Below are 19,678 nucleotides of genomic sequence, written 5' to 3'. Positions count from 1 at the left end.
AATTGATAGTTTACCAAAGCTAGCAGGAAAAATCTTCTTTCAATATCCACAACTTTCTTATTATATGGTAAACTCATCGTAACAATGAATAGGAGGTTTTTTCATGAGTGATTGTATTTTTTGCAAAATAATTAATGGCTCGATTCCAAGCGCTAAAATTTATGAGGATGAGCATGTTTATGCTTTTATGGATATAATGCCTCTTACAAAAGGCCATGCACTTGTGATTCCAAAAAATCATAAAGAAAACGTATATGATTTATCGGAAGAAGAGGCAAGTAATCTATTTAAAGTTGTTCCGAAAATTGCTTCGGCATTGAAAGAAGCATATGGACCCGTTGGAATGAACCTTTTAAATAATAATGGAGCTGCTGCTGGGCAAAGTGTCTTCCATTTTCATTTGCACTTTATTCCTCGATATGATCAAACAGATGGCTTCCGTGCTACTTGGAATACAAAAGAAAAAACTATGACTCCCGAAGTTATTCAAAATTTAGCGGTTGAATTGTTTGAAAAATTAAAGAATTAGTGGTTGCAAATAAATTTAAAAAGACTTACAATCTAATTAAGTTTCTTGCTAATGATCAAGAGGATACATTAGAGGAATCTTACAAACTATAGCTTAGAAAAGCTGAGGAGAGATGAGAATTGAATACAAAAAATTTAGTTTTAATGTCATTATTAATTGGTGTCGGAGCAGTACTTTATATTGTTATCCCGGGATTTAATGGTGGGATGAAACCAGACTTTATGTTAACAATGATGTTTATAGGAATTTTATTATTTCCAAATGTGAAAAGTGTTTTTTTACTTGGGGTTTCCACAGGCGTTATATCCGGATTGTTTTCCACATTCCCTGGCGGATTTGTTCCCAATATCATTGATAAATTTGTCACAGCATTCGTTTTCTTTGGATTAGTAGTATTACTTCACAAAGTTGCAAATAAATTAGCGGTAGCTGTTATACTAACATGCGTGGGTACACTAGTTTCTGGCACAGTTTTCTTATCAAGTGCTATTTTCATAATCGGAGCAAATATACCTTTCGTTGGGCTTTTAGTTGGTGTAGTTTTGCCAGCGATAGCTATCAATGCTGTAGCTTTCTTTATTATCTATCCAATTATCGGAAAGATTATTAAAAGAACAAAATTCGAAACTGCCATTACAGCTTAAAATTACTTGCTTTCCTTTTATAAGGAAAGCTTTTTTTGTATAGAAAATTATGTTTTAATTAGGTCAAGGAAAGGAATAATACATATAAACAAGGGGTGAATAAAATGAAAGCAACACATTTCTTATTAGGTATAGCAACAGGAGCAATCGCAGGGGCAACTACTGTACTTCTTTCTACTCCGCAATCTGGTGGAGAACTTCGATCATCTATAAAATCTACTTCACTTGATTTTAAGGACAAACTATCAGATGTTAAATTACAAATACAAAATCTTAAAAACTCAGTTAGTCTATTAAGTAAAGAATCAAAAGAAGTTGTCCCAGGTGCTATCGATGAATTAAAAAAGAGTATTGCAGAATGGAAAAGTGAAACAGCTCCAATCCAGCAGCAGCTCCAAACGGAAATCCATTCCATCCAACAAGCAATCGATGAATTAGAAAAAACTTTACCTAAACCATAAGTTGATTTTAGAGTTAGCTTGGCTAATTCTCCTACTCACTCAATGGATTGTAGTGAAAGGTGGCGACTCCAGACGGAGGCCAACAGGATGTTGGTCACGAAGGCGTTGCCACACGATGTGGCGCTCTTAGCCTTCGTTCCTCGAAGACAGATAAGCCATCACAAACGACGCGAAAGCGGCGACGATGACTCATCGCTAACCCGCGGAACGCGTCCACCTGAAACGGAAATCCGCGGTATTATTTTATATACTTATCTTTTAAAAAGAGGTATGCATTTCGTCTATTTAGACAAAGTGCATACCTCTTTTTTTATTTTCTTAATAATAACATTTTTTATGTATTTCAACTTACTTGCTTTCTTGCTATAATATTCGAAAGATAATATGACAGAAGGAAGGGAAAAACGTGCCAGAACAACTTTATACAATGAAAGAAGCCATGCTCTATAGTCAGCGGATTGCACAGCTTTCCAAAGCACTATGGAAAGCAGTAGAAAAGGATTGGCAAGTATGGATAAAACCTTATGACTTGAATATTAATGAACACCATATTTTATGGATTTCCTATCATTTAGATGGTGCAACTATTTCAGAAATAGCAAAGTTTGGAGTTATGCATGTTTCTACTGCATTTAACTTTTCAAAAAAACTAGAAGAACGTGGTTTTCTTTCTTTTTCTAAGAGAGATAATGATAAGCGTAACACATACGTAAATGTTACATCTAAAGGGAAAGCGCTATTAGAAGAAATGTATGTAAATTATCATGACACACCCCATTCAGTAATTGATGGTTCTGTTCCTATGAAAGAACTGTACGGAAAATTTCCAGAATTTTTAGACGTAATGGCTGTTATACGAAATATTTATGGAGATGACTTTATGGAAATATTCGAACGGTCCATTAAAAATATAGATGATTCATTTACAAAAAGTGAGGAATCTCAATGAATTGAAAGCGCTATATAAATTTTAATATTTTAAGTGTTGCTTTTTCTTGTTAAACATCGTATTGTATGTATCTGATAGATATCCAACAACGTATAGGAGATGCTTAACTTGCACTGCTGGAAAACAATTAATGTGAAAAAACAATATGGTTTGGACCGATTATTTCTTTTGTCTTCACTTCTAGTAATTATCGTTTTTTCATTCGTATATGTTCTATTAGGAATAATTAATGATACAACTAAATCGGACGACTATTTTTGGATATTTATTTTATCATTTTTATGTATTTATCCACTTCATAAATTACTGCACTATATTCCACTTTTTCGTAATCGAGATAAAGTGAGATTAATTATTGAGAAAAAATATGGCATTTTACCTACCGTCTCGTTACGAGTTTTTGAACCAATAAATAAAAATAGATTTATTTTTTCATTATTAGCTCCATTTATCTTTATCAATATAGCGCTCGTTACAGCTGCTATACTAGCGCCTATATTTGCTCATTATTTTACCATCTTGTTAGCTTATCATTGCGGAATTTGTTTAATAGATTTAATTTATGTAAAAAATTTAAGTAAATCACCAAAACAAGCACTTATTGAAGAAACTGATGCAGGTTATGAAATATTAATCGCACCAACTCATTCTTAACAATATATACTACTTGTAAACTATGTTCCTTCTTTGATATGCTTACTAGTATATGAAGGGAGTCTAGATATGATTATATTTACGTTGATTCTATTCTCAGCATTTTATTTGCTACAAATTAATCGAATGACCTACGCATTAGTAGTGTCAAAAGAAATTCCGGAAGAAAAACATCCAAAGATTTTTCGTACAATTAACATATTAATTACGATACTTCTAGTTAGTTTCTACGTGGAATTAGTTTATACAGTTTAAGAAAAAGAGAACAGGCTGTCTAGTCTGGTCATTTACAATGTAGAAAAGGTAAAGTTTTTTTATTTGTAATATGAGAAAAAATTGACCCAATTCATTTAGAGAATGATGGGTCATTTCTTTTTATTCAAGAGGATGAAAAGAAGAACCAAGATCGAGTTTACGATCTTAGTTCATCCTTTCATTAGTAGATAAACGCTGCCCCTACAATGATCAATAAAATAAATAGAACAACGATCAAAGCAAAACCTGAACCACCAGCATAACCGCCGCCATATGCACCACCCATTTAAAACACCTCCTTTTCAATGTATCCTATGCGATATTTAAAAAACTCGGTAGGCAAATGAATGGGAACCATTTTTATTTTTATTTCGTTTATGTTATAGTAACTACTGCAGCACGAAGAAGTTAGGAGAGAATTTCATGAAAAAAACAGTATTAACATTCACACTTGCAGCATCCGTTCTTGCCTTAGGAGCATGTAATAATTCTGCAACTAGCAGTGAAGTAATAGCTACTTCAAAAGTCGGAGATATTACTCAAAATGACTTGTATCAAGAAATGAAATCATCTATTGGTGATCAAGCATTTCAACTTCTAATGATCGAAAAAGTACTTGACTCAAAGTATAAAGTAACAAAAGAAGAGGTAGACGCTGAATTCAAGACAGATAAAGAAAAATTAGGCGATAACTTCGAAGCAATGCTAGCTCAACAAGGTTATACTGAAGACTCATACAAAAAATATTTAAAACTTAACTTATTGCAAGAAAAAGCTTTAACTGAAGATATTAAAGTTTCAGATGAGGAAGTTAAAACTGCATACGAAAATATTAAAAATGAAATAAATGCTCGTCACGTTTTAGTTAAGGATGAAGCAACTGCTAAAAAAGTAAAAGCTGAACTTGAGTCAGGTAAAGACTTTGCAGAAGTTGCAAAAAAATATTCTACGGAAGAAGCAGCTCAAACGACTGGTGGGGAATTAGGTTGGTTTGGTAAAGGCCAAATGGTTCCTGCTTTCGAAGAAGTAGCATTTAAACTAGAGAAAAACGTGATTAGTAATCCAGTAAAAACAGATTTCGGATATCACATTATTGAAGTAACAGATAAACGTACGATTAAAGAATCTTTTGAAGATAAAAAACCTGAACTTGAGAAACAATTAAAACTTGAAAAAGCTGATAAAACAACTCTATTACCTAAAGTTGCAAAAATGATGAAAGATGCTGATATTAAGATTAAAGATGCAGACTTAAAAACAGCGCTTGATAGCATTTTAAAATCAGCAGATACACCAAAAGAAGCGGACAATGGTACTACTAAAGATGATGGTACTACTGAAAGCTCAAAATAAGCTTTACAAACAAAAGCACTTCTGAAAAGCTGTGATGTCTTATTCTTAATATGGTAATACTTACTTGTTGAGATATTGTATTCTAAATAGAGAAAAGCGTAAAGGGCATATACCTTTACGCTTTTTTCTTTTGTTATTCAAATGTTGGTTTGTAGAAAGAACGGTTTTCTAACGGGAATAAACGCTCCGAAAACTCACCCGGATTCGTCTTATCTAATGCACGATTCAGCATGTTCATTTTAGCATCGATATTATCAATATAATGCAAGATTTCCGCTTCTCTAACCATTGGACGTTTTGGACTACCCCACTCTTCTTTTCCATGATGGCTCAGCACCATATGTTGAAGAAGCATAACCTCTTCTCCTTCAATTTGAAGCTCATCCGCTGCCTTTGAAATTTCATTTACCATTATAGTAATATGGCCAAGTAAGTTACCTTCAATTGTATACGTTGTAGCTACAGGTCCAGAAAGTTCTAATACCTTTCCAATATCATGCAATATAATTCCGGCAAATAATAGATCTTTGTTTAGCGTTGGATAAAGTTCACATAACGCTTTTCCAAGCTTCAACATAGAAACAACATGGTCGATTAATCCAGATGCATAATCATGATGATTTTTTGTTGCTGCTGGAAAAGTCATAAATGCGATTTGATGTTTTTTCAATAAGTGACGAGTAATCCGTTGTATTAACGGATTTTTCATTTCAAAGAAAAATTGCATTAACTCTTCCATCAATTCTTCTTTCGACTTCTCAGCAGAAGGAACAAGATCATTAATCGATATTGATTCATCCGACTTGGCTGGGCGAATACTTTTCACTCGAAGCTGAAACTTTCCACGATAATCTTGAATTTCACCACCAACCCGTACGATTTGGCTTGCGGCGAATAATTTTTCATGTTCATCATTAGTATCCCACAATTTTGCTTCAATATCGCCGCTTTTATCTTGTAATACAAGCGACATAAACGGTTTCCCAACCGTAGTAATACCCTTTGTTGATTGTTTAATTAGTAAGAATTGATCTACTGGATCCCCTACTCGTAGTTGTGTAATGCCTTTCATTTCACATCTCCTCCACTTCCGGCTTATATGTCGCTACTTGTACAACATGCGCTTCTTTCCATACATATTGCATATTGTCATGACATGAAAAATACAGTAGTTGTTGTTCTTTTTGTAGCTCCTGCATTAATTGTACCACTTGTTCTAAACGGAAACGATCGAAATGTACAAATGGATCATCCATAATAATTGGAAAAGGAGCTGTATTTTTTAATGATTGTGCGAGTGCAATCCGAAGAGAGATATAAGCTTGCTCTTTTGTAGCTTGACTGAGCTCCATAATCATAAAACGCTGTCCGTTCGCTTTTATTGCTTCAAAGCTTCCCTCTGGTGTTAACACTAGTTGTTCATATGCCCTCCCCGTCAGCAACTTAAAATAATCCTGTGCTTTTTCAAGTACTTCCGGAAGGCGTTCTTCTTTTAATTGTACCATCATTTGTTTTATAGCTTCTACGACTGATTTATAGGCAGCCCATCTTTTTACGTATTCTTGAAGTTCTGCTTTTTTCTGTTCCTTCTTTTGTAGAATCTCACTTTGGTGATCTTCTCCTAATAGTTTATTTGTTTTGTATTGTAAAGATGCTTTTTCTTCCACTAATTCATTGCGAATATTTTTAAGCTCGTCTAACTGTTCTTTACTTTCACTTTCGAATGTTTCGTTAAACTCTTCCAAAGCCATCCCATTATCTCCAAGTTGAATTTGTAGCTGCTTGTATTCTTTTTCTAAAGATAGTTTTTGTTCGAAAAGATTATACGCAGTGTAAAAATCCTGTTCTGATTCTACTTTCGCTTCTTGGAAAAGTTCTTGTATATTTTGGGCATATGCATGAAGTAAGGAATTATTCTCATCTTGTTTTAATGAAATTTGTCTTATTTTATGGAGCATTGACTCATTCTCATCCAACTTTTTCTTTTCGCTTAAATAGTAGTCTCTAAGCTGGTGGAAAAGCATATCCTCGACCAAAGAAATATTGGCAATATTTTTTGCTTGTACAAAAAGTTCTTGCATTCTATTTCTTACGCCATACAAATTTGTTTCCATTTGATCTAATTGTATTTGTTGCTCTTGAATAATACGAAGTCGATTAAATAACTCCTTCAATAAATTTGGTGAAACCTGATTGTTTAAATGATATCTTTTTAAAAATAATTGCATATCTTGTTCGATATTTTGATTTTCCAGTTCTAACCCCCGAATTGTATTCTCCAACTGACTAATTTGGGTTAACAAAGTTTGCTCTTCTTTTTTCAATAAATTTTCGTATGTTCTAGTATCACTAGGCTGATGTGACAGTCTTTGAAAATAAGAAAAACCAATGAAGACAATTACACTCACTACTAGGAAAGTTAGCCCGATTAACCAGTTAGATTCTAGAAAGCTAAGGATAAGCCCTAAAAGAATAATGATTCCACTAAACACAAAGTTACTGAAATTAAGACTATTTTTCTCTGTTGAAGAAGATTTACTATGGTTCAATTCTTTCAAACGCGCTGAGTGCAATCTTAGATCCTCTGATTTCATTTGAACTAATCGTTTTTCTTGTTGTAATTCACTTTCTAACTGTTCCCGCTTTTTTAATAACAACACTAGTTTTTCTTCTTGTTGAAGGGATATATCAGCTCTAACAATTTCATTAAGATTCCTTTCCCAGTCTATTCCAAGAAGTGCTAACTGTTGCATTTGGTTTTGCAATGTCTTCGTTTGTTCTTCCTCTAATTGTACTCTATTTGCTTTCAATTGATGCCATTCTGTTTCGTATGCTAAGAAGGTTTGTATAGAATCTAGTTGATCCAACGACATTATCGAACTACTATTAGTCAATTTTTTTAGACTTTCACTTAATTGTTCCGTTGCAATTTTTACATTTATTTCTTTATCTTTTATACTTTCAAATCGACGGATTCCATCTGTTGGGAAGGTTTGATGTTGAACTCTATCTAAAGCAGCTCTTATTTCTATTTCCTTTTCTTTGATTGGTTTTAATTGCTTCCACTGCATAAATCTCTGTAATTTCGTAGTGATAAGATTTTCTTGCTTGTTCGATTTATCCAATAGTAAATCGATTTCTTTAATTCTTTTAATAGAAGTCTCATATTTATCTACTTCCTCTAAATGCGACATCCATTCATCTTCTAACGCTTTAATTTCCTCTATTTTTTGATTAATGATTGGTTTTTTCCCACTTGGTTTAAATAGCTCTCCCATTTCTTTTACAAATTGAGCTTCTACGTTGGACAAAGTATCCATGCCAGTTGTCCCAGAGGATAACAAAGTACGAGTAAGCTCTTCCTCTGTCATTTTTTCAAATCCTTGTAGTTGAAGCAATGAAAAAGAAAAAATAGCTTCGAAATCTATACGTTTATAGGAATGTAGTAAGCTTTCTAACTCTTTTTCTCCTCCACGTGTTCCATCTTCAAAATATAAAGTCACATCGCCACTCGCTTTACCCTTCACACGCTCAATTACAACTCGACCTAATCGCTTATCAATTAGTTGAATTCTTCCACCATACGAAGCTCCGCTTTTAGGCTCATATCTTAATAATTGTGCATTTTTTTGTGGAAAACCAAAGAGGATATGCAAAATAAATTGCTGAATAGTAGATTTCCCTGCTTCATTTTCACCATAAAAGACGTTCATTCCTAATGCTAAATCTATTTGTACGTTTTCATGTTTCCCAAAGCCGTATATATGGAGTTTTTCTATTCTCATCTTTTATTCTCTCCTTTTTGCAACAACTTTGGTCAGTAACTGTTCCACTTCTTTTATCGTTTCTTCCATGAATTCTTTTTCGATTGGATCTAGGTATCTACTTCCTTTTGGATGTTGATATAGTTCCTTTAAAGCATGTTTCCAATTTGATGTACTCCACTCTTCTATCATTTGTACAATCATTGTTGCTTCTTTTAATGGCTCTTGTGGTAAATCAAATTTGAGCTTTTGTACGATGATAAAATGATTTTCTATACGGATACTCTCTTGAATAATAGAGAGCCACTCTTCCATTGTCGACGATTGCAATAGTTCTTCCGTATCTTTGACTATATTCGTGAGCGTCAGTTCTATTATTGCATTTCCATTAGATGCACTGTACGTTATCATGGATTCCTCTATTCGAGCAATTAATTCATTTGCATGGATTATTCCATCGCAGGATACTTCCATTTCATCGTAAATAAAAGCAGAAGAAGGTATAAACTGAAGATCTGCTTGTCCTTTTGTTAAGGTTATTTCGTAAAATCCTTTCATCCCTTTTTCCTTTCTATGTCTACTTTGTGTATTACCGGAGTAAACAATGGGAGGATCGTCGTGTAGCATTTCACGTTTATGAATATGTCCTAGTGCCCAATAATCATATTGTTTCGATAACAGATCATTTTTACGAAAAGGTGCATAAACATCATGTTCGTTATTACCGTCGACACTACCATGTAACATACCAACATGAAAATCTTGTCCATCTGCCACCGGATAATAGACATGCTTTGCTTCACGAATATGTCTTTCTTTATAACTGAATCCACTTATATGTACCTTTTTCCCGTTCACTTCTAGCGTCTTCGTTTCCACGTCCTCACCAAAAACCTGTACATTTTCAGGAAGCTGAAATCTCACCCAATTTCCACTTAAATGGTCATGGTTTCCGTAACATATAAAAACAGGAATTCCCTCTGTCAGTAACGCTTCCATCCCTTTTTGAAATAAATGCTGTGCACGTAAGCTCCTATTCTCTCCATCGTAAATATCACCAACAATTAAGATGAAATCAGGTTTACTATCAAGCGCATAGTCTATTATATTTGTAAAAGCTTGGAATGTGCTTTCTCGAATATCTCTCCATCTATTTTGGGGAATAGCGGAAATTCCTTTAAATGGACTGTCCAAATGCAAGTCTGCAACATGAAGAAAACGGATCCCTTTCATTCAATACACCCCTATCCAAAAACGAATATTTGTTCTTATTTTATCATAAAGAAAAGACTGTAGACAAATGAATGTGCACAATCTTTTTAGAAAGTTAGTTATATATAATCTTTGATTGAAACGTGGCTATAATGCCATTAACTTTCAGCAAATCATTTTAGTACTCTTTTTCTTTTTATTTGCCTAACTGTAAATAACCCTGTAAATCCTGCGGTGAATGAAGGTGGTAAACTAAATATTAGATAATTCCATTGGCCTGTAAGCAATGAGATAATGAAAAATATTAAGGGAATTACAATTAGCGTACTTATGGAAGCTATCAATGCCCATTTTGTATTATTTTTCACAATACATAACCCCCAACTTAGTTATCTTTATTAGCAATAATTGCCCCTATTGTGTAAGAAATCATATGAACAAGCCAAATCCCCGTCATTATAAAGAATGATAATCCTGGTCCTTCCATAAAAATGATAATCATCCAAGCGATTAAAATAGCAAATGTAGAGTAAATCCAGGAAATCGATCGTGCTTTTTCATTGATCTTAGTGTAGCGCTCATCAAACCAACGTTTTTTCTTACCAATTCTTCGATTTATCGTGAAGACAATAATCATGATGATAATAGCCAAAGGTAATCCAATTAAAAATGAAAACAAATCAAATTCTTCATACATCTTTTTTATCCTCCTCAAATATAAATAAATCTTCAATCGTACAATGGAACAGTCTTGAAAGTTTAAAAGCCAATGTGATTGATGGATTATACTTTCCTTTTTCTAATGAAATAATGGTTTGTCTAGATACATCTAACTTCTCTGATAGTTCATCTTGTGTCATCCCAAAACCTATTCTCTTTTCTCGTACAAAATTCTTCATGCAGTATCATTCCTTTTTGTAAAGCTAGCTTTACGTAAAGCATACTTTACTTTTATTTTTGTTGTCAAGCTTACTATACATTTTCATTTGGCTTTTTTTATGTATAATATAAATAAGAATGATAAAGGGGTGTTATTTCTTGAAAACATATAAATTTACTGCATTTGAACCAACCGGGAAGCTGATTGTGGAAGAGACTTGGTCATTTGAAAATGATGACGAAGCGAAGAAAAAAGGCGAAGCGGCTATCGAAGAAAAAGGACTGCTAGAAGCAACACATCGCTTAGTAAACAGTGCTGGAAAGCTAATTTTATTTCATGTGTAAATAGCAAATGGACGAAAACCGAATTGGTTTTCATCCATTTTTTATTTATAATCAAGATGATTCCTTGTGCTCTTTTATTCATTCCAGTTCCAATAAGTAATTTCGCCTAATTGAACGCTACGAATTTCCTTTAACTCTTTTAATTTTAATAACTCTTTTACCGGGCCAGTAACAACTGCACCGTATGCTTGGAATCCTTCTTCATGTAAGTAATCATATCTTTCTTGTAGATGATTTGTGCCTAGCAGTACTTCTGCTAGTTTTTTATTCCCTTTGAGCATCATTTTCATATTGTCGAGCATTGTTTGTTGACTATTTTCAATAGATGTTAGATCCAATGTTCTAGTTAGAGAATTACTATTAAAATCAGCATCAGTAATTCTTGCCCCTGACAATCCCCAGGACGGGTATAAACTCATTGAATTACCGCCTCCACCCCAACCACCTTCTGTGAATTGCTTCATTTCCCCCATATATAAAGGCATCCAAACGATATCTAAATTATATGGGGTTAAGAGCTGTACTATTTCTTTTGGAGAAAAATACTCTTCAGTAGAAAATGCCAACTCAGCTACATTGCCCTCGTGGATTTTTTCCAAAGTATCCCAAGCCCTAGGGTGTTCACTTCCGTCTAGTTTACGATTAGAGTTTGGATTATAAGGTAAATCAAAATTAAAGCCTTGTTCCATTGAATTGTATGGATAAGTTTTCTCTACTACTACTTGTGTAAATGCAGTAATAAGTGTTTTTCTCAATTTTAATTGTGAAACAACATAATCTTCCTTACCAATTCTTTTTACAAGTGGAAACTCTATTTTTTGTGTTAAAAATGGCGTAATTTCATTGGAGAATCTTGTAGAAAGATCAGTTGAGATTCCTGGATAAGTCCAGTCTATTGCTAACTTTTGATAAAACTCTGTTCGTTTTCCAATACTACTTTTGTCATAAGTTATAGATATTGCAATCATATAAACGGAATAAATAAGAAAAATAGCTATAAGTACTCGTACAATATTTAACGAAAGCCTCCATGAAAATCTTTTCTTATGTTTATCAACAATTTGTTGAGCTTTCTCATCATTCCACTCCATCATTTCCACCCCTTTCAAAATCTTTGCCTAACCGTTCTGCTAGTTGTTTAAATCTTTGTCTTGCTCGGTACAAATTTACTTTTACTTGATCTAAAGAAATACCTAATGTCCTAGCCAGTTCTTCATATGTAAATTGTTCATATTCTCTCAAATAAAGAATGGTTCGATAATTTTCAGGGAGCAGCTCCAATATATCTTTTACTTCATCTGCCACTTCCTTTACAAATAATTCATCCTCTGGAGCACCGTAAGGACTAATAAAATCGGTAGAATTGGAAAGATGATTATAAAAAGGAACCCATCCCCACCTTTTTTTTTTACGCCATTCATCCATATATGCATTACGTGCTACTTTAAATAACCAACTTTTCACTTGTCCACCATCATATAAATCCAATGATAAAGTTGCTCTGTAAAATGTTTCTTGCATAAGCTCTTCCGCCATTATGTCGGAGCCAGTTAGTTTCAACAAATAAAAGTAGAGAGGCTTGGAGAAAGCTAAATATACTGCTTCCAACTCGTCATGCCTAGTTTTAGTTTTCTTCAACTTTCTACCTCCCTTCCCACTTAAAACGTTCCATTAGGCTTATTGTTACAGTCTAAATATCAATTTCAAAAAATAATATCCCTGAATTTACTTCAGCTTATAATTTTTCCAACTAACCTCAATTTACCCCAATAAACCATTAAAAAGAGGAGACCAACTAGCATTGATCTCCCCCATTTTCTTATTCTCCTCTAAACTCGGGTTTACGTTTTTCAACAAAGGCATTTATTCCTTCTATATGATCTATTGTATTACGCATAGCAGTTTGTTTAATTGCTTCTTTTTCCACTATCAATTCTAGTTCTTTAAATTTGATAGCATGCAGAATCTCTTTTGAAGCAATCATTGCAGCAATAGGAGATTCGAGTAGATCTTGTGCATAAGATAACGCTGTAGACCAGCCTAAACCATCCGTTGCGATTTTATCAACTAATCCTAATTCCTTTGCTTCTACTCCTTTAAATATTTCCCCTTCCCATATTAGCTGCTTTGCCTTTGGTACCCCTATTCTTTCCTTTAGGAAGAAATGCCCTCCTCCATCAGGAATAAGTCCGATACCAATAAAGTTCATTGCTAGCTTACTACTTGCTTCTGCAATAATTACATCGCAACCAAGTACAACACTAAGCCCTAGTCCCGCTGCTGCTCCGTGAACAGAAGCAATTGTAATTTGTGGAAGGGTATACAATGTTTTTGCAATTCGAGCAAGCTCTTTCATAACTTCATTCATATTGAATGGACTTTCTGTATCCATCATTGCTTTAATGTCTCCACCTGCAGAGAATGCCCTTCCTTCTCCTTTTATCAATAGAACCTGAACGGAAGTGTCATTTTTAATAGATTCCAAACAATCCGCAAGTTCTTTCATCATCACTTCGTTCATCGAATTCATTGCCTCGGGACGATTTAGAGTTAAAATTGCCATTCGCTCTTTTTTTTCTACTAATAATGTTTTATACATATCTATTCTCCTTTCCAAGTGAATGAGTATTCATTCTTTATATATTCGTCACCCTTTACAATTTTCCTGCTAAAACAAAAAAATCCCCCACAATCATTTGTGGGAGATACTTCATTATTTAAATGCCTTCATATAATTCTTGAACGGGTTTAATTAATACGCGATTTACTTCTTCAATTATTTGACTTAAAGCCATTTCGGCTTGAAGCATGTGAAAAATTTTCTCATTTGCTTGGGCAAGCTGAGCTGTTTTTTGTGCATATTCAATTTCTTCTCCGGAAATTTCCTCGCCTTTCATCTGCTTTTCTTGAAGGGACATTTGAATTTTACGGAAACTTTGAAATAATGCTAAAGCCTCTGCGTCAGCCTTTACAGATTCAACAGCTGCCTTCACTTGAGAAAATTCATTCGTTTGACGTAGTGTTGCTTCTAATTTATTAATATCATCATAAATATTGATCATTTTATTAGCTCCTTTTTAGCCTGTAATAAAGACGATTAATCCTTGGACAACTCCTATGAGACCTCCTAGAACTCCGCCTAAAACAGTAATCATTTTAAATTCTCGTTTTGAAATACCAAGTACGATATCTTCTAAACGCGCAACTGGGAAAGAATCAACTTGTTCTTTTACCATATCTTCTAATTTCATTTTATGCAATACTTCTTCGAGCTTTGCTTCTGCTTCTAAGAATGCAAATGAAGTTAATTTTGGGACAAGTACAGTTTGCGTCCAATCTGTTATTTCTGGGAAATAGTGAACTAAACTATGACTTAATCGTTCTTCAATTGCTAATTGTTTTGTTAAATATGTCTTTATATTTGAAATAACCGGTTCAAAATCAAAACCGTCCATAATCTCCACAATCTGTCGATCTTTTAGCTTTTCCCATTCATTTCGGACTATATTCTCTAACATCCCTTTGGTCCCAGGTGATTTTAAAAATTTGAGAATTTCTGGTTGCACTTTCCCAGCAAGTGAGGAAGATTCGCCAACGAACATTTGAATCATGCTTCCAAGTGTTCCTTTAGTTGAAAGAAAATCATCAATTAAATTTTTTACTGTCATTTTTCCTTCTTCGGATTGAAAAAAGTCTTCCCCTTTTCCAAGAATATAGGTGACTATTTCTCCTACTTTGCTATCTGCTTTTTGTTGCCAATCTAACGGAGCTAGTTGACGAATTGTTTCATGTTCAAAACGACTTTTTAACTGCTCGAAATGAATGTCCACTTGTTCGCTGATTTTTTTATTTGCAATGCTTGAAACGTTTTCAATACCACCTAGCTTCAGCCAGTCTTCAATAGTTTTATCGGAAAGAAGAACTTTTTCGTTTAATTGACGAACGATTAATTTTGTCGTTTTATCTTGCATTTCATCATTAAAATATTTACGTTTAAAGATGTCGGGAGTTAATAAGTGATTTATCACTGTGTTTCCTAATTGTTTGGCAAGTTCATCACGTCTTTTTGGTATTAACCCTGGTGTGAACGGAATTCGCCAAGACCCAATATATTTTGCTTCATGTGGTCTAAAAAGCATTTTTATTGCTAAATGATTGGTAACTGCCCCAATAGCTGCACCGACTACTGCCATAAATACAATCGTCCATAATAACCCCATCTATTTCACCTTTTTCCTCTAGCTTCACACTTATTATAGCAGAGGAAGGACAAACACTAAAATATTTTACAACGCATTAAACATCATAGAAAATCGGATGGCATGCTCTGTTTCATCATGCATTGCGACAAATAATGGTGCATATGCTTGTTGAACAGGTATTAAAAGTAACATTTCCTTGTACACTTCTGCTCCTTCCAATTCATCTCTAACAGCCTCTTTAGCACAAATTTTCAAATCTAGGCAAGGAGTACGTTTTTGAAAGTTTTGAACAAATGTCCCCGTCAGCATATAATAGAGTTGTTGAAACATTTCATAATGGCTTTTCTCGTCCTCATATACATGCTGAATAAATCCTTGCCAGTATGGGTCATCGGTTAAATTATACATATCTTTGTAGTAATGATAATCAGCATATTCATTTTGGATTGCTTTTTCTAACTTCTCAACAAACAATTGGATGCTCCTTCACTAGTCATTTCTACTAATGTATGCGAGCAATTTATGACACATGAAAGGTTGATTATTTTGTTACAACATTTTAGCTTTAAACCTCTATTTGAAAATAAGCAATTACCTGGTTGGGCCATTTCATTCTTCTATAAACAAACTAGATATACAGGTGAATATGAGGCGGATGGCACGATAAAGTGGATTGGCGAAGCACCAGCAGATGAAGAAACAGTAAAAAAAATGATTCATGAATTGATGCTATTTCATGTATATGACTAAGAAAAACGCGTCCTTAAAATGCATTTTGTCATCACCTATTCCTGAGTGCTTTGGATGAAACATTTGCTCCGTGGTTACTCGTCGCAAAAAGAATTTTGGCTACACAATTACCGTTAGTGCTATGGATCGGGAAGTGACTGTGTCACTTTACGATCCATTTTTTTCGGTAATCTTGTGGGGGATGTTTATCCGTCGCCCTCTTGAAATGTGTAGAGACAAGGTGCGTAAGTTTTGGTTAATGAGAGAATAGATACTTTCCTATTATTTTAAAAGCGGACGAAGATACAATTTCGTCCGCTCAGAGCTACTTTATCAATGGATGCTATCTATTTTTCTCAAGTTCTACCTACTCAATAATCTACCCACTGATTCAATGTATACTAAGATAAAAATAAAATTCCGCAATCCTACCCAATTATGTAAGACACAAATAAATTATTGCATTTCGTACTTGTACATATGCCACATTCAATTGTTTTTCATTATAAAATTAGTTTGCTTTTAAAAACAACGGATAAAAATGCTCCGTAAATGCTTCATCCTCCATTTCAATAAACACGGTCGTACCAATCACCTTGAACACACTTGATACTTGCCCTGTGCCATTTTCATATAGCGTTAATTGCATTCGATAGCCATCCTTATTTTCAAAAGTCAGCTTGTAATGATTTTCTGTCTCTTTCACCTTCCTCACTGTTCGAATTTTCATATCTAAAAAGTTTGCTAAGTATTGCTGCACTTCCTCTTTATCCCTCGTATCATAAACATCGGTTGATGGATACTTTACTAAAAACATATGATTTAATGAATGTAGATCTAAAATACCTATTTCATCTGCAACTTCTCCTAAATGTTGAATTTTTAGCTTTATGTATACTTCATGCCCCAAATAAGCTAAAATGAGCGCGAACAAAATACCCATTCCCCATAATTTCCGTTTCAATGTTTCCCTCTTTTCTCTATCTTATTTCTTGCCCCTTAGTTAAATAAAGACATTTTATTTAAGTTTTCCATATAGTGATTCAACATATATTAAAGAAATCCCTTTTACTTTAAAAAAAGTATGTGAAACCAATACTTTCACATACTTTTTACAATTGTTTATTCATTTGCTATTCGGAAAAAGCGAGACAGACGAGACCCCGAACGAAGTGAAGCATGGGAAGATGCCAGGTTGTTCGACCGCGGACAGTGTCTTGTTCCGAACTCAATTTTTCATACTTTTAAAAGAAAGCGCAAAGTAAAATCCTTGCGCTCTCTTTATACAGTCCCTATTTTCTTTCTTCCAAATAAAATATAAAAATAAGTGGAAGCAATAATATATAAAATACCTGTTATTGTAAACGTATACGCATAACCCCAGTAAAACCCATATGCCATCACCAGTCCTGTTGATACGGGTCCCATTGTAGCCCATCCTAAATTGAATACCATTTGGTTTACCGAGTTTGCGAGTCCTTTATATTTATCGTGAACTAGATCCATTGCAATGGCACTTTGAATCGGGTTCCCAGCATTCATTAATGCTTGTCGTAGTAAAAATCCGATTGAAGCTACAACAAGAGAAGTGGTATAACCAGTTAGAAATAAAAATGGAATCGAAAGAAGTTGAAAAATAACAAGTGCACGAACTTGACCAACCTTTTTTACGAGCGCTGGCCCCATAAGCATTGCAACTGCTGTCATTCCAGATCCCAAAGATAATATTAAACCAACGTAAGAGTTAGAAGCATCAAACCGATTCGAAAAATATAAATTTAAATAAGGAATCACTAAACCTGATCCCGTACCGATAAGCAAATTTGCAAATCCAAAGAGTACTATAACCGTAATATTACGTTTGAAATTGCTTGGTATTTCTTTCTCTATTACTGTTGTAATTTCCTCCACTTTCACTGTGGGCTTTAATTGAAATAAAGGAAATAATCCTAAAGCGAAAATAAAGGTCCCAAAGATTAATACCCACTTAATCGAATCTTGTACAGACATACCCGCGTAGAAATGTAAAGCATCTGCTATCACGCCTCCACCTAAACTCCCTACGACACTTGCAATCGTCATTAAAGAAAAATGAATACTAAACAAATGCATACGTTCACTAGCGTTCGAATTTTCAGCAAGAAATGGGACACCAGATACTTGAACGAGTGCCATAAAAAGACCTGTAAAAAAAGCAGCATATATAAGTGCGTTTTCTCCTACTTCTACACTTCGATAAAATAATGTTAAGACCGTCACAATTGTTCCAAGAATAATCATACCTTTTCGACCAAATCGATCACTTAAAAACCCTGCAGGTATTAACATAATAGCAGTAGCAAGTGACGTCATAGAGATTACGTTCCCATTTACCGTTTCTGGAAATCCAAGCTCTTTAATATACAAATTATACATAACTGAAAAAACGCCCATTCCAATTTGAATGAGAATGTTTGCCAGCATAAATAAGCGAATGTTTTTATTAAATGAAGTAATATTTGATTTCCAGTTTTGTAGCCACTGCATCATATGGTTCCTCTTCCGTTACTTTTATTTCGACTCTCTAAATATACGATGTCCGTCAGAAAAACTCAAGAAAATTTAGAAAAGAGAAAGTTTTTTAAGTTCATCTTATCTTCTCTATTTCTAGAGTGCTTTGGACTAAACCTCAAATACACTATTATCGTAGTAATTTGGCTCGTGAAGTGACATCGTCACTTCACGAGCCTTTTTCGGTAATCTTGTGGCGGGTGTTTGTCCGACGCCTTCTTGCAATAGGAAAAGACATAATGCATTAGGTTTGGATAATGAGAGAATAAATCCTTTCATACACATTTAAAAGCGGACGAAGATGCAATTTCGTCCGCGACTTCGCTACTATATCGTGAAATGCACCACTGAATATCATAAGCTTAGTTGTTTGCACAAGTCACCAATCTGCTGATCTCGAATTTCTTTTGGAGTGGGTTGATCCGCGTTCTTTCTCCTACGACAAATCCTTTTTATATTGGATAGCCATGTAAATTCCACCAGCTAAAATTGCTAACGCATATTTGAACAAGAAAAAAATGTTCCACATATAGTCTTTAGGAAAAATCATGTCACATAGAATAATTGCCCACAGCATAAAGTAACTGCTTTTCAAAAAGATTTTATTTGTCCGTTCGTCGTCTTGCCCAATCTTCTTATAAAATACATAAGCAAAAATCGCACTACCTATGAACAGTAAAAAACCAACTCCAATGAGAATATTCCAATTTCCTGTAGATTGTTCAGCCCAAGACTTTAAAGGGTTAAAAATTGCGTTAGGGATATCTGAAATAGACTTAATTTTCATTTTGATCATTTCCTTTCTCATAAGTAAAAATATCGTTTACATCAACATTAAAAAATTCGGCAATTCGAAAAGCTAACAGCAGAGTCGGGACATAATTTCCCTTTTCCATGACGAAGATGGTTTGTTTGGAAACCCCGACTTTCTCTGCTAATTCTTGCTGAGACATTCTGGCAAGTACACGATATTCATAAACCTTATTTGATATCGAATCACCAAAATCTTTCTTCATGACCATCACCTCTTAAATCAAATTATAAATTCATTTTTTACAAAAGTAAAGTAAACTTATACAAAATAATTAAATATCTTTATTTTTAATAAAATTACTTTGATTTAACAACAGTCAGTATGCAGAAAGAACCTGA

The 19,678-nt window shown here is 34.1% G+C and carries 25 protein-coding genes; 9 read left to right on the top strand and 16 right to left on the bottom strand.

The window, feature by feature from the left end; translation table 11 throughout:
* The first annotated feature begins 103 nt into the window (after positions 1–103).
* From ACTSKG_RS17550 to ACTSKG_RS17525, 6 genes are all read left to right on the top strand, one after another.
* A complete protein-coding gene (locus ACTSKG_RS17550; protein ID WP_464755817.1) occupies positions 104–529 on the top strand; it encodes an HIT family protein in 426 nt (141 codons plus the stop codon).
* Between the two features lie 119 nt (positions 530–648).
* Complete coding sequence (locus tag ACTSKG_RS17545) at positions 649–1,173, top strand: tryptophan transporter (RefSeq protein WP_464755816.1); 525 nt, start codon at positions 649–651, stop codon at positions 1,171–1,173.
* Positions 1,174–1,277: 104 nt separating this feature from the next.
* A complete protein-coding gene (locus ACTSKG_RS17540; RefSeq protein ID WP_464755815.1) occupies positions 1,278–1,634 on the top strand; it encodes a YtxH domain-containing protein in 357 nt (118 codons plus the stop codon).
* Positions 1,635–2,040: 406 nt separating this feature from the next.
* Positions 2,041–2,583, top strand: a complete 543-nt coding sequence (locus ACTSKG_RS17535; RefSeq protein WP_464755814.1) for an HTH-type transcriptional regulator Hpr — start codon at positions 2,041–2,043, stop codon at positions 2,581–2,583.
* Between the two features lie 108 nt (positions 2,584–2,691).
* Positions 2,692–3,237, top strand: a complete 546-nt coding sequence (locus ACTSKG_RS17530) for a DUF3267 domain-containing protein (protein WP_464755813.1) — start codon at positions 2,692–2,694, stop codon at positions 3,235–3,237.
* Between the two features lie 69 nt (positions 3,238–3,306).
* The gene (locus ACTSKG_RS17525) at positions 3,307–3,492 is read left to right on the top strand and encodes a hypothetical protein (protein WP_387586201.1); all 186 of its coding nucleotides are present in this window, start codon (positions 3,307–3,309) and stop codon (positions 3,490–3,492) included.
* 181 nt (positions 3,493–3,673) lie between these two features.
* On the opposite strand, the gene ACTSKG_RS17520 is transcribed toward ACTSKG_RS17525, so the two are convergent.
* On the bottom strand, positions 3,674–3,778 hold the full coding sequence (locus tag ACTSKG_RS17520) for a YjcZ family sporulation protein (protein ID WP_464755812.1): 105 nt from the start codon (positions 3,776–3,778) through the stop codon (positions 3,674–3,676).
* A gap of 137 nt (positions 3,779–3,915) precedes the next feature.
* On the opposite strand from ACTSKG_RS17520, the gene ACTSKG_RS17515 reads away from it, so the two are divergent.
* Entirely contained in the window at positions 3,916–4,845 is a 930-nt protein-coding gene (locus tag ACTSKG_RS17515) for a peptidylprolyl isomerase (protein WP_464755811.1), read from the top strand.
* 133 nt (positions 4,846–4,978) lie between these two features.
* On the opposite strand, the gene yhaM is transcribed toward ACTSKG_RS17515, so the two are convergent.
* From yhaM to ACTSKG_RS17490, 5 genes are all read right to left on the bottom strand, one after another.
* On the bottom strand, positions 4,979–5,917 hold the full coding sequence (gene yhaM, locus ACTSKG_RS17510; protein WP_464755810.1) for a 3'-5' exoribonuclease YhaM: 939 nt from the start codon (positions 5,915–5,917) through the stop codon (positions 4,979–4,981).
* A gap of 1 nt (position 5,918) precedes the next feature.
* Entirely contained in the window at positions 5,919–8,630 is a 2,712-nt protein-coding gene (locus ACTSKG_RS17505; RefSeq protein ID WP_464755809.1) for an ATP-binding protein, read from the bottom strand.
* Positions 8,631–8,633: 3 nt separating this feature from the next.
* Positions 8,634–9,842, bottom strand: coding sequence for a metallophosphoesterase family protein (locus ACTSKG_RS17500; protein ID WP_464755808.1), 1,209 nt, complete (start codon positions 9,840–9,842; stop codon positions 8,634–8,636).
* A gap of 364 nt (positions 9,843–10,206) precedes the next feature.
* Positions 10,207–10,518: a DUF2178 domain-containing protein gene (locus tag ACTSKG_RS17495; protein WP_464755807.1), complete on the bottom strand. Its 312-nt coding sequence runs from the start codon at positions 10,516–10,518 to the stop codon at positions 10,207–10,209.
* Positions 10,511–10,720, bottom strand: coding sequence for a helix-turn-helix transcriptional regulator (locus ACTSKG_RS17490; RefSeq protein ID WP_464755806.1), 210 nt, complete (start codon positions 10,718–10,720; stop codon positions 10,511–10,513). Before ACTSKG_RS17490 ends, ACTSKG_RS17495 begins: the two co-directional genes overlap by 8 nt.
* Before the next feature lie 139 nt (positions 10,721–10,859).
* Here ACTSKG_RS17490 and ACTSKG_RS17485 point away from each other — a divergent pair, with 139 nt between their 5' ends.
* Complete coding sequence (locus tag ACTSKG_RS17485) at positions 10,860–11,045, top strand: YhzD family protein (RefSeq protein WP_464755805.1); 186 nt, start codon at positions 10,860–10,862, stop codon at positions 11,043–11,045.
* Between the two features lie 74 nt (positions 11,046–11,119).
* Here ACTSKG_RS17485 and ACTSKG_RS17480 read toward each other — a convergent pair whose 3' ends face one another.
* The 6 genes from ACTSKG_RS17480 to ACTSKG_RS17455 all read right to left on the bottom strand — a co-directional run bounded on the left by ACTSKG_RS17480 (position 11,120) and on the right by ACTSKG_RS17455 (position 15,721).
* Positions 11,120–12,136, bottom strand: a complete 1,017-nt coding sequence (locus ACTSKG_RS17480) for an anti sigma factor C-terminal domain-containing protein (protein WP_464755804.1) — start codon at positions 12,134–12,136, stop codon at positions 11,120–11,122.
* The gene (locus tag ACTSKG_RS17475) at positions 12,123–12,683 is read right to left on the bottom strand and encodes a sigma-70 family RNA polymerase sigma factor (protein ID WP_464755803.1); all 561 of its coding nucleotides are present in this window, start codon (positions 12,681–12,683) and stop codon (positions 12,123–12,125) included. The genes ACTSKG_RS17480 and ACTSKG_RS17475 overlap by 14 nt, the downstream gene beginning before the upstream one ends.
* 181 nt (positions 12,684–12,864) lie before the next feature.
* Positions 12,865–13,644: an enoyl-CoA hydratase gene (locus tag ACTSKG_RS17470; RefSeq protein ID WP_464755802.1), complete on the bottom strand. Its 780-nt coding sequence runs from the start codon at positions 13,642–13,644 to the stop codon at positions 12,865–12,867.
* Between the two features lie 118 nt (positions 13,645–13,762).
* Positions 13,763–14,107, bottom strand: coding sequence for a YlbF family regulator (locus ACTSKG_RS17465; protein ID WP_464755801.1), 345 nt, complete (start codon positions 14,105–14,107; stop codon positions 13,763–13,765).
* Between the two features lie 15 nt (positions 14,108–14,122).
* Positions 14,123–15,265: a DUF445 domain-containing protein gene (locus ACTSKG_RS17460; protein WP_464755800.1), complete on the bottom strand. Its 1,143-nt coding sequence runs from the start codon at positions 15,263–15,265 to the stop codon at positions 14,123–14,125.
* Between the two features lie 66 nt (positions 15,266–15,331).
* Entirely contained in the window at positions 15,332–15,721 is a 390-nt protein-coding gene (locus ACTSKG_RS17455) for a ferritin-like domain-containing protein (RefSeq protein ID WP_464755799.1), read from the bottom strand.
* 72 nt (positions 15,722–15,793) lie between these two features.
* Between ACTSKG_RS17455 and ACTSKG_RS17450 the strand changes: the two genes are divergently transcribed.
* Positions 15,794–15,997 (top strand): YheE family protein, encoded by a 204-nt coding sequence (locus ACTSKG_RS17450; RefSeq protein ID WP_464755798.1) that lies wholly within the window; start codon positions 15,794–15,796, stop codon positions 15,995–15,997.
* 490 nt (positions 15,998–16,487) lie between these two features.
* On the opposite strand, the gene ACTSKG_RS17445 is transcribed toward ACTSKG_RS17450, so the two are convergent.
* The 4 genes from ACTSKG_RS17445 to ACTSKG_RS17430 form a co-directional block, all read right to left on the bottom strand.
* Positions 16,488–16,940 (bottom strand): hypothetical protein, encoded by a 453-nt coding sequence (locus tag ACTSKG_RS17445; protein ID WP_464755797.1) that lies wholly within the window; start codon positions 16,938–16,940, stop codon positions 16,488–16,490.
* Between the two features lie 317 nt (positions 16,941–17,257).
* Positions 17,258–18,505: an MFS transporter gene (locus ACTSKG_RS17440; RefSeq protein WP_464755796.1), complete on the bottom strand. Its 1,248-nt coding sequence runs from the start codon at positions 18,503–18,505 to the stop codon at positions 17,258–17,260.
* A gap of 457 nt (positions 18,506–18,962) precedes the next feature.
* Positions 18,963–19,313: a DUF2178 domain-containing protein gene (locus ACTSKG_RS17435; protein ID WP_464755795.1), complete on the bottom strand. Its 351-nt coding sequence runs from the start codon at positions 19,311–19,313 to the stop codon at positions 18,963–18,965.
* The gene (locus ACTSKG_RS17430; RefSeq protein ID WP_121445920.1) at positions 19,303–19,542 is read right to left on the bottom strand and encodes a helix-turn-helix domain-containing protein; all 240 of its coding nucleotides are present in this window, start codon (positions 19,540–19,542) and stop codon (positions 19,303–19,305) included. Before ACTSKG_RS17430 ends, ACTSKG_RS17435 begins: the two co-directional genes overlap by 11 nt.
* Between the last annotated feature and the right edge of the window lie 136 nt (positions 19,543–19,678).

Source organism: Psychrobacillus syltrankelensis (genome assembly GCF_055454035.1).
The sequence above is the reverse complement of the archived record's forward strand: the minus strand, read 5'-3'. Positions and strand labels throughout refer to the sequence as shown.